The 14,216-nt window shown below is 66.2% G+C and carries 12 protein-coding genes and 1 tRNA gene; 3 read left to right on the forward strand and 10 right to left on the reverse strand.

Features of this window, described 5'->3' with window-relative positions:
• Together ACFE77_RS10485 and ACFE77_RS10490 are read right to left on the reverse strand one after the other, a co-directional pair.
• Complete coding sequence (locus ACFE77_RS10485; RefSeq protein WP_375421586.1) at window positions 1–837, reverse strand: amidohydrolase family protein; 837 nt, start codon at window positions 835–837, stop codon at window positions 1–3.
• 163 nt (window positions 838–1,000) lie between these two features.
• A complete protein-coding gene (locus ACFE77_RS10490) occupies window positions 1,001–4,156 on the reverse strand; it encodes a TonB-dependent receptor (protein ID WP_375421587.1) in 3,156 nt (1,051 codons plus the stop codon).
• On the opposite strand from ACFE77_RS10490, the gene ACFE77_RS10495 reads away from it, so the two are divergent.
• Window positions 4,149–4,334: a hypothetical protein gene (locus ACFE77_RS10495; protein WP_375421588.1), complete on the forward strand. Its 186-nt coding sequence runs from the start codon at window positions 4,149–4,151 to the stop codon at window positions 4,332–4,334. The genes ACFE77_RS10490 and ACFE77_RS10495 overlap by 8 nt on opposite strands.
• Before the next feature lie 446 nt (window positions 4,335–4,780).
• On the opposite strand, the gene ACFE77_RS10500 is transcribed toward ACFE77_RS10495, so the two are convergent.
• The 6 genes from ACFE77_RS10500 to ACFE77_RS10525 form a co-directional block, all read right to left on the reverse strand.
• Window positions 4,781–4,856 (reverse strand) — tRNA-Lys (locus tag ACFE77_RS10500).
• Window positions 4,857–4,946: 90 nt separating this feature from the next.
• Window positions 4,947–6,056, reverse strand: a complete 1,110-nt coding sequence (rodA, locus tag ACFE77_RS10505) for a rod shape-determining protein RodA (RefSeq protein WP_375421589.1) — start codon at window positions 6,054–6,056, stop codon at window positions 4,947–4,949.
• Window positions 6,053–8,101, reverse strand: coding sequence for a penicillin-binding protein 2 (mrdA, locus tag ACFE77_RS10510; protein ID WP_375421596.1), 2,049 nt, complete (start codon window positions 8,099–8,101; stop codon window positions 6,053–6,055). The genes rodA and mrdA overlap by 4 nt, the downstream gene beginning before the upstream one ends.
• A 29-nt stretch (window positions 8,102–8,130) precedes the next feature.
• Entirely contained in the window at window positions 8,131–8,643 is a 513-nt protein-coding gene (locus ACFE77_RS10515) for a rod shape-determining protein MreD (protein ID WP_375421590.1), read from the reverse strand.
• Window positions 8,640–9,521 (reverse strand): rod shape-determining protein MreC, encoded by an 882-nt coding sequence (gene mreC / locus ACFE77_RS10520; protein ID WP_375421591.1) that lies wholly within the window; start codon window positions 9,519–9,521, stop codon window positions 8,640–8,642. The genes ACFE77_RS10515 and mreC overlap by 4 nt, the downstream gene beginning before the upstream one ends.
• A gap of 25 nt (window positions 9,522–9,546) precedes the next feature.
• Window positions 9,547–10,593 (reverse strand): rod shape-determining protein, encoded by a 1,047-nt coding sequence (locus tag ACFE77_RS10525; protein ID WP_375421592.1) that lies wholly within the window; start codon window positions 10,591–10,593, stop codon window positions 9,547–9,549.
• A gap of 151 nt (window positions 10,594–10,744) precedes the next feature.
• Here ACFE77_RS10525 and mutL point away from each other — a divergent pair, with 151 nt between their 5' ends.
• Entirely contained in the window at window positions 10,745–12,553 is a 1,809-nt protein-coding gene (mutL, locus tag ACFE77_RS10530) for a DNA mismatch repair endonuclease MutL (RefSeq protein WP_375421593.1), read from the forward strand.
• Between the two features lie 18 nt (window positions 12,554–12,571).
• Window positions 12,572–13,390, forward strand: a complete 819-nt coding sequence (locus ACFE77_RS10535) for a hypothetical protein (RefSeq protein WP_375421594.1) — start codon at window positions 12,572–12,574, stop codon at window positions 13,388–13,390.
• 82 nt (window positions 13,391–13,472) lie between these two features.
• Here the strand turns inward: ACFE77_RS10535 and rplI are convergent, their stop codons facing one another.
• On the reverse strand, window positions 13,473–14,069 hold the full coding sequence (rplI, locus tag ACFE77_RS10540; RefSeq protein WP_375421595.1) for a 50S ribosomal protein L9: 597 nt from the start codon (window positions 14,067–14,069) through the stop codon (window positions 13,473–13,475).
• 12 nt (window positions 14,070–14,081) lie between these two features.
• Window positions 14,082–14,216 (reverse strand): bS18 family ribosomal protein (gene rpsR / locus ACFE77_RS10545; protein WP_375421597.1); only part of this gene is annotated, 135 nt, incomplete at its 5' end.

The following is a 14,216-nucleotide window of genomic DNA, read 5'->3' on the forward strand; positions in this document are numbered from 1 at the left end:
TCAGCGAGAGCAGGCCGAAAGCCGGTACGCCTGCGTCGCGTTACCGCCGAAGATCGCGTCACGAGCCGCCGGGCACCGCAACGCGACGAAATTCTCGATCAGCTGCAAGACGGCGGCATAGTCGGCGGCGAGCAGGCAGACCGGCCAGTCCGAGCCCCAGATTAGCCGATCAGGGCCGAACGCCGCCAGCACATGATCGAGATACCGTTCGATGTGCTCGGCGGTCCAGCCATCATGATCCGCCTCGGTGACCAGGCCCGAGATCTTGCACCAAAGTTGCGGATAGGCGGCGACCGCGGCGATGCGATCGGCCCAGGGTTGCCAACCGCCGCGCGCGATTGCGGGCTTCGCCGCGTGATCGAGCACGAAACGGCCATCACCGATGCGGTCGAGCAACCCCGGCACGTCGCCGAGCTGCGCGTGATCGACGAGCAGGTCATAGGTCAGCCCGCGCGCCACCACCGCGGCGACGCCGTTGACGAACGCGTCCTGCAAGAGGAAGTGCGGGTCTGCTTCGTCCTGCACGACGTGGCGATAGCCGACCAGCAAGGGATGGGCCTGCACCTCGATCGCTGCGGCGATGTCGGGCGAACGCAGGTCGATCCAGCCGACCACACCGACGATCGCGGGCGCCGCCTCCGCACAGCGGAGCAGGAAGTCGGTCTCTTCGGGCACCTGCCGTGCCTGTACCGCGATACACGCATCGATGCCGGCCGCGCGGGTCGCGGCGGTCAGGTCAGCGGGCGTGAAGTCGCGGGCGATGGCGCTGCCCGGCTCGATCCACGCGAACGACGCGGGATCATAGTGCCAGAGGTGATGATGGGCATCGATGCGCATGGTTGGGCCTCCCGTCGCAGACTATAGCGTCAGCGGCGGGGATGTGGCCAATCGGTGCGGTGATCGCTCTCGAACGCTGGCTCGCGCAGCCGAACACCCGGCGAACAATGGCGGAAGGCCGAGCGATTCAACGATCACCCGCCTCCCGCCGTGTCCGTTGCCCTTAGTAGGTCAGCCGCGCGGTCAACGTGAACGTGCGATCGTTCTTGAAGAAGCTACGCGGTGCTTCCAAGCCATCCCCGTTCAGCAGGAAGTTGGTCTTGGTCGTCTCGTCGAGCAGGTTGGAGCCGGTGATCCCGAGCTTGAAGTTCTTGTTCACCGTCAGGAACAACGATGCATCCATCTGACCGGTCGGCAAGGCGTAGACCGGCAGGAAGGGGAAGCAGCAATCGCGATTGGTCAGCAGGAACTTCGACCGCCAGCTATACGCGACACGCGCATAGATCTTTCCGAGATCGTAGAAGCCCGAAACGTTGACGTTGTGCTTCGAAAGACCTTGCAACGGAAGATTGTCGTAGATGCCGCCGACGTCGAGCGGCGGACGGTCGCCATCGGCCTGAGCATTGCGCGGCACGCCGTTGGGAATGCGACCGGCCTGGACATAGGTATAGGTAGTCTGGAGACCGAGGCCGCGCAGAATGCCCGGCAGGAAGTCGTAGGTTTGCTGATAAGCAACTTCAACGCCCTTAATCTTGGCTTTACCCGACACGTTGGCCGGTCCCGTGACAGTAACGTCAAAAGTCTGGCCATTATTGCTGAAGGGGCGATTGTAGCCGAAATTGTCGAGGATGATGTTGTCGAGTGTCTTGTGGAACACCGCACCGGTCAACGAACCGACCTTCCCGAAATACCATTCCGCGGTCAGGTCGAACTGCGTGGCTTCGATCGGGCGAAGCAGCGGGTTGCCGACCCGTCCGGTCTGGAAGCTATAGTTGCCGGTGCTGTTACCGCCCGACGGTCCCACGCCGATGAAGTTTCGCAAATCCCCGAATGCAGGCCGTGAAATCGCCTGCGATGCCGCGCCGCGTACCAACAGGGTCGGCGTCAGCTGTAGCTTTACGTTGAGGCTGGGTAGCCAGTGGTCGAACTTTTGGCTCACCGTCTCGGGAACGATAGCTGCATTTGAGAAAGCGAGCACTGCGTTCTGCTGTGCTGGCGTGATGGTGCATATAGACGGCGGGGGGTTCGCGCTGCCGGTGGCAGCAGCATTGGCAGCTGTGAAGGAGCAATACTCTGGCAATGTTACATATCGGGCAGGAAGTGCGTTCCCTGCCTCGTCGCGGTTATTGTCGGCCGGAAAGATATTCCCCTGGTTCGGGTAGGTAATGCCACCTACCGATCTGTCCCGCGTATTGACGTACCGGACACCTATATTGCCGGATAGCCCCATGCCGTTCCCGAAGTCGTCGATACCGAAATCTACACGCGCGTAGGCAGCGTAGGTTTTCTCCGAGTTTACAAAGACTTCGTTGGTTTGAAAGAGGCCGTTGATCAGCGTAGCGTTCGGGCTCGACCTGCCGTTTACGCGCGGGGAGCAAACCCCGCCTGCGCGGCCGCCGATATTCGCGCCATCTTCAACAGGGCAATAGCTGCCGCCACCCTGCGCCGTGACATCGCGCAACAAGTTGGTGAATGTGTCATGATCGCGAAGAACATCGTTCGACACGAAGAAGGCGCTCGGCGGAGTGTTTGCCTTACCGCGGAAGAAGTCCGTAAAATTATACAACTGGCCGCTGTTCGGTGCGTCTGCAAACGTTACCGGCCCTGCCGCTCCCCAAGTCTCCGACAGGTTGCCCCAGTTAGTGTAGTCTACCGAACGCACCGTCTGCTGGCGATCCGCATAGCGACCGCCAACCTTCAGGCTGCGGAGGAAGCCGTCCTCGCTGACATCGTATTGCGCATCCGCGCGGAAGGCCCACTCGTCGCCATCATTCTCCTGGCGGCCGTTGAAGGCGTCGCGGAAGTAGAGCTGGTCCGGGTTGGCGAAATAGGCGTTGGCATTGCCTCCGCCAGGCACCGTGCTTGGAACGGTGAAGCCGATTTGCGGCGTTCCGTTGCGGAGATCGAGCGACACGCCGGCGAAGGTGCTGGTGTCAAGGATGTCGTCCATCACCTTCACGTCCGACGTCACATATTGACCGTCGAAGTTCAGATGCAGCCGCTCGGTAGGCGACCATTTGACGTTGATCGACTGATCCTGCGTGACCGACTTAGAATAGAAGTGACGGTTCGACTGGGTAATGCGACCGCCGTTCGGATCGAATTGCAGCAGGCCATAAGAGCCATCGGGGCGGAAGCCCTGAGCGTCGCCATTGTTCGGCTTGGTGAGAATACCGCTTGTGAAGATGCCGTCGTCGTCGAACGTGAAGTTGGTGCCTGGAGCTGGGAAGATCGCCGTGACGTCATTATAGTAATTGTTCGGCTCGACAGTGTGCTCAATCCAATCCTCGGTCGATTCCGCGCGCAAGAACTGCCCGGTGACCAGGAAGCTTCGGTCGGCATTTTCATATTGGACGGCGCCAGAATAACCGATTCGTTCGCGGTCGAAATCCTGGCTTCGCGAACCAGCACCCAGCGGTACGTAGACGCGGTTGAAGCCGGTCGGTACCGGGAAGCGATCGAACACGGTCGCGGCATAAGGCGTGCCTGCATTGATCGTGCGCCCTTCGCCCGTATCCTGGACGCCGTTGCCGTTGGTGTCGTCGTTGGAACGCGGCAAAAATGACGCCGTGAACACCGAGTCCGAACGGGTCTTGGTCTGCTGATAAGTCACGCTGCCGAGGATGCCGAAGCGGCCGCCACCAACGTCGACTTGCTTGGACAGCAGCGCCACACCCTGCGGCGAGGCTCGCCGCTCCAGATCGCCGTAATTCACGCCGCCGGACAGGAAGATAAGATCCTTGTCCGAATCGAACGGCTTGCGCGTGTTGATGTTGACGGTGCCCGAAATGCCGCCTTCGATCAGGTCAGCGGTCAGGTTCTTGAACACCTCGATCGAGCCGACGATTTCCGACGGGATGTCGTTGAAGCCGATCTCGCGCCCGCCGCCCGCCGCGAAGGCGTCGCGGCCGTTGAATTCGCCGCGGACGTAGCTGAGGCCGCGGATCACGACACCCGAGCCCTGCGCGGAATAATGCTGCGAGTCGTTCGGCGCGGCGAAACGGCTGATCGCAACGCCGGGGACGCGCTGCAGCGCTTCGTTGACCGAGCGATCCGGGAGCGCGCCGATGTCCTCTGCGGTGATCGCGTCGACGACGGTGTCGGAGTTGCGCTTGATGCTCTGCGCGTTGGCGAGGCTCTGGCGAACGCCGGTGATCACGATCTCGTCGCGCTCGTTATCCGGCGCCGACTCCGCGACCGCATCGCTGCTGCCCGAGGTGCCGGTGGTGGTGGAGGCTGCGCCCGGCTGGGTCTGCGCGGTGCCGTCATCGGCGCCGGCGGTGCCCGAGAAGGTCCCGGCCGATCCAGCGCCAGCGGGCTTCGGCGGCGCAACCTGATCGGCTGGCGCGGCAGCAGGCTGGTCTTGCGCGATCGCGGGTTGAGCCGCGCACACAAGCGCGAGCACGGAGGCCCCGATTACGAGACGACCACGGGCCGAAACCACGGAACGAGCGGAAACTGATTGGATCATATTCTTCCTCCCCACGTCGACCCGTCTCGGCAACAAGCCGCGGAAATACGACGATAGCTATCGCTAGCCGGGTTGATCCCCGACCTAGTCGGCACGTGGCTAATGAGCGCGCGTACGGATCGCAAGCATTATATCGCAACTTGATATAAGTATTGATGACGCGCGATCAGGCGTGCCGCGGGCGCGAGTCCCACATCGGTTTGGCGATCAGTGGGGAGTCTGCCGGACCGTCCACGAACGGCTACCAAGCGCAGCGCCCGCCATCAGCATGCCGGCGCTTGCCGCGAAGCTACCGAGCTAAGTCATCGAATATGGTGGACGCACTTGGGCTCGAACCAAGGACCCGCTGATTAAGAGTCAGCTGCTCTACCAACTGAGCTATGCGTCCGTCACCGGGAGAGCGGGGCGTTTCGGCGCCGCCCGTCGTTCGGGAAGGCGCGGTTAGCATCCGGCGCTGCGGATGCAAACCCTTTTTCGCTTACCAGCGTACGCTCCGCCGGTTCTGGCGGTCGATCGACATCAGGATGCCGAGCGACAGCAGCACCGTCATCTGCGCGGAACCGCCGAAGCTGACCAGCGGCAGGGGGATTCCCACCACCGGCGCCAGCCCCATGACCATCGACAGGTTGATCGCGACGTAGAAGAAGATGGTCGTCGCGAGGCCGGCGGCGGTGAGGCGGGCGAAGCGGGTGTTGGCGGCTTGGCCGACGCCGATGCCCCAGCGGATCACCAGCATGAAGGCGAGGATCAGCAGGCAGCCGCCGACCAGCCCCCATTCCTCGGCCATCGTCGCGAACACGAAATCGGTCTGCCCCTCGGGCAAATAGTCGAGGTGGCTCTGGGTGCCGTGGAGGAAACCCTTGCCCCAGATCCCGCCCGATCCGATCGCGATCTTCGACTGGCTGATGTGATAGCCGGTACCGAGCGGGTCGCTTTCCGGGTCGAGAAAGATCAGGATCCGGTTGCGCTGGTATTCGTGCATCATCCCGATCGCGAGCGGGGCCGCGACCGCAAGGCTCAGCGCGCCGCCGACAAAGAGGCGGAGTGGTACGCCCGCCAGGAACATCACCGTCGCGCCCCCCGCGCAGATCATCAGCGCGGTGCCGAGATCGGGCTGTAGCAGCACCAGGATCGCGGGCAGGCCGATCAGCACCGCCGCGGGCCAGATCGCGCCGAACCGCCGCGACTCATTGGGCGGCAACATGTCGTAGAAGCGTGCGCAGGCGAGGACGATGGCGGGCTTCATCAGCTCGGACGGCTGCAAACGGATTATCCCGAGGTCCAGCCAGCGCTGGCTGCCCCCGCGCACCGCACCGAGCAGCTCGACCAGCAGCAGTGCGAACAGCAGCAGCACGTAGATCGGAATCGCGCCACGGCGCCAGACCTGTTCGGGCACATAGGACAGCACCATCGCGCCGAGCACGAAGACGTAGAAGCGGATTCCCTGCGACAGCGCCCACGGCCGTACCGACCCACCCGCCGCGGAATAGAGCACTACCAGCCCGAAGCTGCCGATCAGCAGCACCAGCAGGATCACCCGCCAGGGTAGCCGCGTCAGCGGTTCGGGCACGACGCCGAACTGGGTCATTCGCTGCGCTCCGTGGTGCCGTCCTCGGCAACGGTGTTGCCGGTCGGGCCATCGACCGCGAGCGCGGCCTGGCTCTGGTTGGCGGCCGCCGTCGCCGCCTCGACCGCATCCGAATCGCTCGGCACGATCGCGTCGGTCTTGGTCGCGATCGCCGCGGGTGGGGGCGCCTGCGCGGCCTTGTACGCGGCGGCGTCGGCGGCCATCCGAGTCTGGATGTCGCCGCCCCAGGTCGGCTCGACCTCGGCCAGCGAGGCGAGCGCGCGGTCGCGATCGAACAGATAGGTCATGATGTCGCGGCCGATCAGCGGCGTGTCGAGGTTGCGGACGGTATGGCCGTTATGTTCGAGCACCACAGACGCCGCATAGCGCGGGTTGTCGGCCGGGGCGAAGCAGACGAACAAGGCGTGGTCGCGGAGCTTGAACGGCAACTGGCCGTTGCCGAGCACGCCCGAGCGGCGTTCGGCCATAGTGATCCGGCGGACCTGCGCGGTGCCGGTCTTGGCGGCGAGCTGGACGCCCGGCACCTGCAGGCGCGACGCGCCGCCGGTGCCGCCGCCATTGACCACGCCGAGCATCGCCTCGCGTACCAATTGCAGGTGTTCGGACTGCACCGGGAGGGCGGGGGCGTCGCGGAACACCTTGTTCGCGAGGATGCTGGGCTTCAGCGCGCGGCCCGAGGCGAGGCGCGCCGCCATCACCGCGAGTTGCAGCGGGTTGGCGAGCACATAGCCCTGGCCGATCGACGCGTTGAGCGAATCCGCGACGGTCCACCGGTCCTTGTACTTGCGCAGCTTCCACGCGCTGTCGGGTACGGTGCCGTAGCGCTGGGTCGAGACCGGCAGGTCGAACTTCTCGCCGAGGCCCGCCATCCGCGCGATCGGTGCGACCCGGTCGTAGCCGAGCCGCCGGACCATCTCGTAGAAATAGATGTCGCAGCTTTGCATGATCGCGTTCTTGAGATCGAGCGGCCCATGCCCGCGGCGCTTGTGGCAATGGAAGACGCCGTTGCCGACCCGCAGCGCGCCCGAGCAGACGACTCGGTCGTTCGGGTCTACCCCGGCTTCGAGCAGCGCCAGCCCGTTCATCGGCTTGACCGTCGACCCGGGCGGATAAAGGCCCTGGGTGACCTTGTTCATCAACGGCACGTGGTCGTCGTCCGACAGCATCTTCCATTCGAGATGGCTGATGCCGTCCGAAAAGCTGTTGGGATCGTAGGCGGGCATCGACACCATCGCGAGCATCTCGCCGGTGCGGCAGTCGATCACCACCGCCGAACCCGAGTTGGTGCCGAGCCGTCGCGCCGCATAATGCTGCAATCCGGCATCGATCGTCAGTCGCTGGGTAGCGCCGGGCTTGTCGGGACGGGTCGCGAGTTCGGCGACCACCTTGCCCCGAGCCGTGACCTCGACGCGCTTCTCGCCGGGCCTGCCGCGAAGCTCCGTCTCCAAGACCTTTTCGAGCCCGTCCTTGCCGAGCTTGAACCCCGGCGTGACGAGCAGCGGGTCGCGGGTCTTCTTGAACTGTTCGGCATTGGCAGCGCCGACATAGCCGGTCAGGTGCGCGACCGCGGCGCCCGTGGGGTAGTTGCGCGCGAAGCCGCGGGTCGGGGCGACGCCGGGGAGTTCGGGCAGGTGGACGTTGACCGCGGCGAAATGATCCCAGTCGATGTTCTCGGCGACCTGGACCGGCTGGAACCCTGCGGCCTGGCGCAGATCGAGCCGTACCCGTTCGATCTCTTCGGGGGTCAGCCCGAGCAGCCGTTGCAGCGTGGCCAGAACGCGCTCGGCGTCCTCCAGCCGGTCCGGGATGATGTCGACCCGGAATTCGGTGCGATTGTTGGCGATCGGCACGCCGTTGCGGTCGACGATCCAGCCGCGTCGCGGCGGCACGAGCGTCATGTTGACGCGGTTGCTCTCCGCAAGGAGGTTGTACTTCTCGTTCTGTGCGATCGACAGCCACGCCATTCGCCCGGCGAGCAGCACCCCGAACCCCGCCTGCGCCGCCCCGAGCATCCAGGCGCGGCGCGAGAAGGTATAGGCCTGCATCGCCTCGGTCACGATCCGTGGCGACCCCTTCACGCAGGCCCCCGCTTGCGATCGATCCACGCGACGATGCGCGCGGCCATGGGGAAGAGCATCACCGCAATCACGATCTGCGCCAATAGCACGAGATCGATGCGCGCGCCGAGCGGGAGTGCGATGATGCGACCCGCGATCAAGCATGCGGCGACGGCGACGCCTGCGATTACCCAATCTTGCCAGAAGTCGCGGAACACCAGCCGCTGCTCGACCAGGTCGATCGCGATGAAGCACAGCGACCAGAGCAGGACCGCGCTGCCGAGCGGCTGGCCGCTGAGCAAGTCGTCGAACGCCCCAAGCGGCGCCGCCGCCCAGGGCCGCAGCGCGAACCGCGCCAGCAGCCGCCAGGCGATCAGCATCAGCAGACCCATCGGCGGCAGCAGCGGCAGGCTCGCGACGACAGGCATGATCGTCACCAGCGAGCCGCCCATCACGCTCAGCCACGGGATCGCGCGCGCGCGCCCCTCCGGCAGCGGCTGCGCAAACGGATCATAGTCGGCGGTGCTCATCGCGGCGCGGGCACCGGCGTGGCGGCGCTTGTCGGGATCGGCATGAACGGCCGCACGACGAGCGCGAAATCAAGCGAGTCGGGCGAGGCGAACGGGATCGCTCGCACCGTATCCATGCCGCGGGCGGCAACTTGCGCGACCGGCACGCCCGGCGCATAGAGGCCGCCGGTGCCCGAGGTGACGAACATGTCGCCGCGCGCGAAGCGGACGTTGGTGGTGTTGACTGACCGGATGTCGACCGTCCCGTCGCCGCGACCCGCCGCGATCGCGGGGATGCCGTCGCGAACCCGACGCACCGGCACCAGGCTTTCCGGATCGGTGACCAGCAACACGCGGGCGGCGAGCGGGCCGGTCTCGACGATCCGCCCGATCAGCCCGTCTGGCCCACGCACCGCCATGCCGCCGCGGACGCCCTGGAAGCGCCCCGCGTCAAGCAGCGCGAAGCGCCGGCCGCTCGAAGCGGTGGAACTCACCAGCCGCGCGGCGACGACCACCGCTGCTTCGCGGTCGCGCAGCGTCAGCAGGCGCCGCAGCCGGCGATTGTCATAGGCGACGATCCGCGCACGCGTGATCAGCGCCGCCGAGCGCCTGGCCTCGGCACGCAGCCGCGCATTCTCGTCATGTACGCGGAAATAGGTACCGATCGTCTCCGGCACCGCGGCGATACCGCGCACAGCGCCGTCGAGTAGGCCCGATACCGGCGCGGTGACGCTGGCGACGGTCATCCGCAGCGCGGCGAACGCTGGCGGATCGAAGGTCGATACGACGAGCAACACCGCGCCGACCACTGCGCCGGCCACCGCAAGCACATAGCCGAGAAAGACCGAATATTGCCGCCGCCGCGAGAACCCGGTGCGGCGGTCGCGGGCAGGCGCCATGCGCCGCTCCCCCCGTCAGTGAAAGTTAGCCGTTCTGGAGAACGCCGCGGTACATCGGATCTTCGAGCGCGCGGCCGGTGCCGAGCGCCACGCAGGTCAGCGGGTCCTCCGCGACTGTCACCGGCAGCCCGGTCTCGTCGCGCAGCACCTCGTCCAGCCCCTCGAGCAGCGCGCCGCCGCCGGTCAGCACGATGCCCTGATCGACGATGTCGGCCGCGAGTTCGGGCGCGGTGTTCTCCAGCGCGACGCGCACGCCTTCGACGATCGTCGCGACCGGCTCGCTCAGCGCCTCGGCGATCTGACCCTGGTTGATCTGGATCTCCTTGGGCACACCGTTGACGAGGTCGCGGCCCTTGATGTGGATCGTCAGGCCGATGCCGTCGGCGGGCGGACGCGCGATCCCGACCTCCTGCTTGATCCGTTCCGCGGTCGCTTCGCCGATCAGCAGATTATGGTTGCGGCGGACGTAGGAGACGATCGCCTCGTCCATCTTGTCGCCGCCGACCCGCACGCTGGTGGTGTAGGCGAGCCCGCGCAGCGACAGCACCGCGACCTCGGTGGTGCCGCCGCCGATGTCGACGACCATCGATCCGATCGGCTCGGTCACCGGCATGTCGGCGCCGATCGCGGCGGCCATCGGCTCCTCGATGAGGAATACCTGGCTGGCGCCCGCATTCGAGGCGGCATCGCGGATCGCGCGGCGTTCGACTTTGGTCGATCCCGACGGCACGCAGATCACGATCTCCGGCCGGCGCCACGGCCAGCTGCGTCCGCCATGAACCTTCTGGATGAAGTGCTTGATCATCTGTTCGGCGACGTCGATGTCCGCGATCACGCCGTCGCGCAGCGGCCGGATCGCCTCGATCGTGCCCGGGGTCTTGCCCATCATCAGCTTGGCGTCGTCACCGACCGCCTTCACCCGCTTGACCCCGTTGATCGTCTCGACCGCGACCACCGACGGTTCGTTGAGGACGATGCCGCGACCGCGGACATAGACCACCGTGTTCGCGGTGCCGAGATCGATGGCCATGTCGTGCGACATGAATTTGAAGAAGCGGGAGAAGAAGGCCATGGGGGTGGATCGTTCCGTTCAGCCAGGCCGACCAGGGATCCCGGCCGGCGAATCGCACACATCTCGCGCGGACCGCCGCCGAGCCTGGTTGGCGCCGGTTCCTTGCGTTTGCGGGTCGCGGGATGGCGCCGCTTGGTCTAGACCAGAACCCATGTCAATACGGCGCCTGCCAGAGCATCTTGTCAACCGTATCGCAGCCGGTGAAGTGGTCGAAAGGCCCGCCAGCGCGTTGAAGGAATTGGTCGAGAACGCGATCGATGCGGGCGCGTCGCGGATCGCGGTCACGCTGGTCGAGGGCGGCCTCGCGCGGATCGACATCGCGGATGACGGCTGCGGGATGGACGCCGCCGATATGGCGCTGGCGCTGGAACGTCATGCCACCTCCAAGCTGCCCGAAAGCCTGATCGGCGACGAAGGCGCGATCGAGGCTGTGACCACGCTCGGCTTTCGCGGCGAGGCGTTGCCGTCGATCGCCAGCGTGGCGCGGCTGACGATCGAGAGCCGGGTGCGCGGCGCAGAGGGCTGGGCGCGGACGATCGACAATGGCGCGCTGGTGGCGGACGGCCCCGCCGCGCTGCCGCCGGGTACGCGGGTCGTGGTCGAGGCGCTGTTCGGGCGGGTGCCGGCGCGGCGCAAGTTCCTGCGATCGCCGCGCGCGGAATATGCGGCGTGCCTCGACGTCGTCCGGCGACTGGCGATGGCACGGCCCGACATCGCCTTCACCGTCGAGCATGACGGCCGCCGCGTGCTCGCCGCCACCCAGGCGGAGGACCGACCCGCGCGGGTCGCCGCGCTCACCGATCGCGCGCTGATCGACAATGCGGTCGCGGTCGATCTGGAACGCGACGGTGTGGTGCTCGGCGGGGTGGCGGGCATCCCGACCTATAATCGCGGCGTCGCCGATCATCAGTATCTGTTCGTCAACGGCCGCCCGGTGAAGGACCGGCTGCTGATGGGCGCGATCCGTGGCGCCTATGCCGAGATGTTGCCGCGCGACCGGCACGCAGTGGTGGCGCTGTTCCTCGACGTGCCGACGAGCGAGGTCGACGTGAACGTCCACCCGGCCAAGACCGAGGTGCGCTTTCGCGACCCGCAGATGATCCGCGGGATGATCGTCTCCGGCCTCCGCCGCGCGCTCGATGAAGCGGGCCACCGCAGCGTCCAGCGCGCGCCTGCCGAGGCGCTGGCGGCGTGGCAGCCGGAACCACTAAGCTCCGCCCCTTCAGCGGAGGCGTTGGAATGGGGACTGTCCGCGAGCGCCGGCGCGAGTGAAACGACCTACCGACCCACGGCCGTCCAAGACCGCCGCTCCACCTTCTTCACCACACCCCCCGCTGCGCGCGCGGAAGCCGCCTGGGCGCCGCCACCGCAAACCGACTCGCACCCCCTTGGGGTCGCCCGCGGCCAGGTCGCCAAGACCTACATCGTCGCCGAAGCCGAGGACGGCCTGGTGCTGGTCGACCAGCACGCCGCGCACGAACGCCTGGTCCTCGAACGCATGCGCGCCGCGCTCGCCGGTGGTCGCGTCGCCGCGCAGTCGCTGCTGATCCCCGAAGTCGTCGAGCTGGAGGAACCCGCCTGCGACCGCCTCGAGGCCCGGGCCGAAGAACTCGCCGATTTCGGTCTCGATCTCGAACGCTTCGGCCCCCGCGCGATGCTCGTCCGCGCGACGCCCGCCCTGCTGGGCGCCGCCGACCCCACCGGACTGGTGACCGACCTCGCCGACGAACTCGCCGCCTTCGACGAAGCGCTGAGCCTGAAGGAACGCCTCGACCACGTCGCCGCGACGATGGCCTGCCACGGCTCGGTTCGCGCCGGCCGCATCCTGTCGGTAACCGAAATGAACGCGCTGCTGCGAGAGATGGAGGCGACCCCGCGATCGGGGCAGTGCAATCATGGGAGGCCGACCTGGGTGAAGCTGGCGCACGGCGATATCGAACGGCTGTTCGGGCGGCGGTGAACCTTATCGCGGCAAGAGATGCATAGGGCGAAAGCGGCACGACGCGCCATCATCCGCATGGGCGCGCTGGGGCACTTCATCGTCCTTGTTGCCCTTGCCTGCATGATCGCCGCTGTCCTGATCATACCCGGGAATACCGTGTTGGTCGGCCGCCGTTCAGGCCCGAAGACGGCAGTGCCGACAGTCCACGCACAGTTGGTCGCGCTCGCGATCCTGCTGCCGCTCGCGATACTCGCGCTCTGGCGAGTCATGCAGGGCGCACTTTTCCTTTGGACGTCCCGCACCCCCTCTGAAGAGCGTGTGTATTTGGCCCCCGCCGAGCCGATCTACTGGTCGGGGCGACCTGGATGGCGCAGCTTCAGCCGCATGCGGCTCCTTGCCACGGCCGCTGTCGGCACCGTCCCCGCGTTTTACCTCTGGTGGCTGTGGCACATCTGGAGCGGGACCGGACCGCTGGGGGAACGACTGTTTTGGACGATAGGCGCCACGATCTTCCTCGGTGGGTCGGCGTTTGGCGCCGTCTTCGCAGGGCTTCCAACTTTACGGCTCTGGTTGCTCGACATGATTGGCACGCTGGCCGTGACCGATCGCCGGATCGCTTGGTGCGCTCCGCATAGTGGCGAAGTTTACCGGGAGATTGGGATAGCCGACCTCGTCCATGTCGGCTTCGTCGAGGGCGACGAGCGCCGCGGTTGGATCACGGTCACCGAGGATCGCGATGGAAGGGTGAAGGAGATCGATCTTCTTAGTGTTCCCCAACCGATGGCCGCGGTGAGTGCGCTCGAACGGCAGATCGAGCGTGCAAAGTGGAGGCAAGGCGTGATGGACAGAGCGTGACCCGCCCGCTCCGAAGTGCCAACGAAAAGGCCGCCCGGATCGCTCCGGACGGCCTCTGTCAGCTGCAAACAAGCGAGAGCGATCAGCCCTGCGCCTGCTCCTCGCCCTGCGGCTGCGCGTCGGCAGTCGCGCCGGGCTCGGCGTTGGGATCGTAATCCTCGACGAAGCCGGCCTCGTCCTTCTCGAACATCGCCGACATGACGTCGACGCCCTGGGCCTGCATCTCGGCCTCTTCGGGCGAGCGTGCGACGTTGACCTTCACCGCCACCGAAACCTCGGGGTGCAGCGAGACCTTCACGTCGTACACGCCGATCGCCTTGATCGGCTTGTCAAGCACGATCGCCGACTTGGCGACCTTGTGACCATCGGCGATCAACGCCTCGATCAGATCGCGGACCGCGACCGAACCGTAGAGCTGGCCGGTGTTCGACGCCTGACGGATCAGGGTGATAGATGCGTTCTCGAAGGTCTTGGCTTCCTTCTCGGCATCGCCGCGACGCGAGGCGTTGTCCGATTCGATCCGCGCGCGGTTCGATTCGAAGACCTTGCGGTTGGCTTCGTTGGAGCGAAGCGCCTTCTTGTTCGGCAGCAGGAAGTTGCGGGCGTACCCGTCCTTCACCTTCACCACGTCGCCGATGGCGCCGAGCTTCTCGACGCGCTCAAGCAGAATGACGTCCATGTTCCGGACTCCTTACTTAACGACGTAGGGCAGCAGGCCCAGATGACGCGCGCGCTTGATCGCCTGGGCGAGTTCGCGCTGCTTCTTCGCGCTCACCGAGGTGATGCGCGAGGGGACGATCTTGCCACGCTCGGACACGAAGCCCTG

Source organism: uncultured Sphingomonas sp., from assembly GCF_964243315.1.
In the GTDB taxonomy this organism is placed as follows: domain Bacteria; phylum Pseudomonadota; class Alphaproteobacteria; order Sphingomonadales; family Sphingomonadaceae; genus Sphingomonas.

Excerpts from the sequence above, each read along its gene's own strand:
- ACFE77_RS10535 (WP_375421594.1), top strand. The coding sequence starts at position 12,572 with ATGCATAGGGCGAAAGCGGCACGACGCGCCATCATCCGCATGGGCGCG.
- mreC (WP_375421591.1), bottom strand. The coding sequence starts at position 9,521 with ATGGCGCCTGCCCGCGACCGCCGCACCGGGTTCTCGCGGCGGCGGCAA.
- ACFE77_RS10525 (WP_375421592.1), bottom strand. The coding sequence starts at position 10,593 with ATGGCCTTCTTCTCCCGCTTCTTCAAATTCATGTCGCACGACATGGCC.
- rplI (WP_375421595.1), bottom strand. The coding sequence starts at position 14,069 with ATGGACGTCATTCTGCTTGAGCGCGTCGAGAAGCTCGGCGCCATCGGC.
- ACFE77_RS10485 (WP_375421586.1), bottom strand. The coding sequence starts at position 837 with ATGCGCATCGATGCCCATCATCACCTCTGGCACTATGATCCCGCGTCG.
- mutL (WP_375421593.1), top strand. The coding sequence starts at position 10,745 with ATGTCAATACGGCGCCTGCCAGAGCATCTTGTCAACCGTATCGCAGCC.
- ACFE77_RS10515 (WP_375421590.1), bottom strand. The coding sequence starts at position 8,643 with ATGAGCACCGCCGACTATGATCCGTTTGCGCAGCCGCTGCCGGAGGGG.
- rodA (WP_375421589.1), bottom strand. The coding sequence starts at position 6,056 with ATGACCCAGTTCGGCGTCGTGCCCGAACCGCTGACGCGGCTACCCTGG.
- mrdA (WP_375421596.1), bottom strand. The coding sequence starts at position 8,101 with ATGCAGGCCTATACCTTCTCGCGCCGCGCCTGGATGCTCGGGGCGGCG.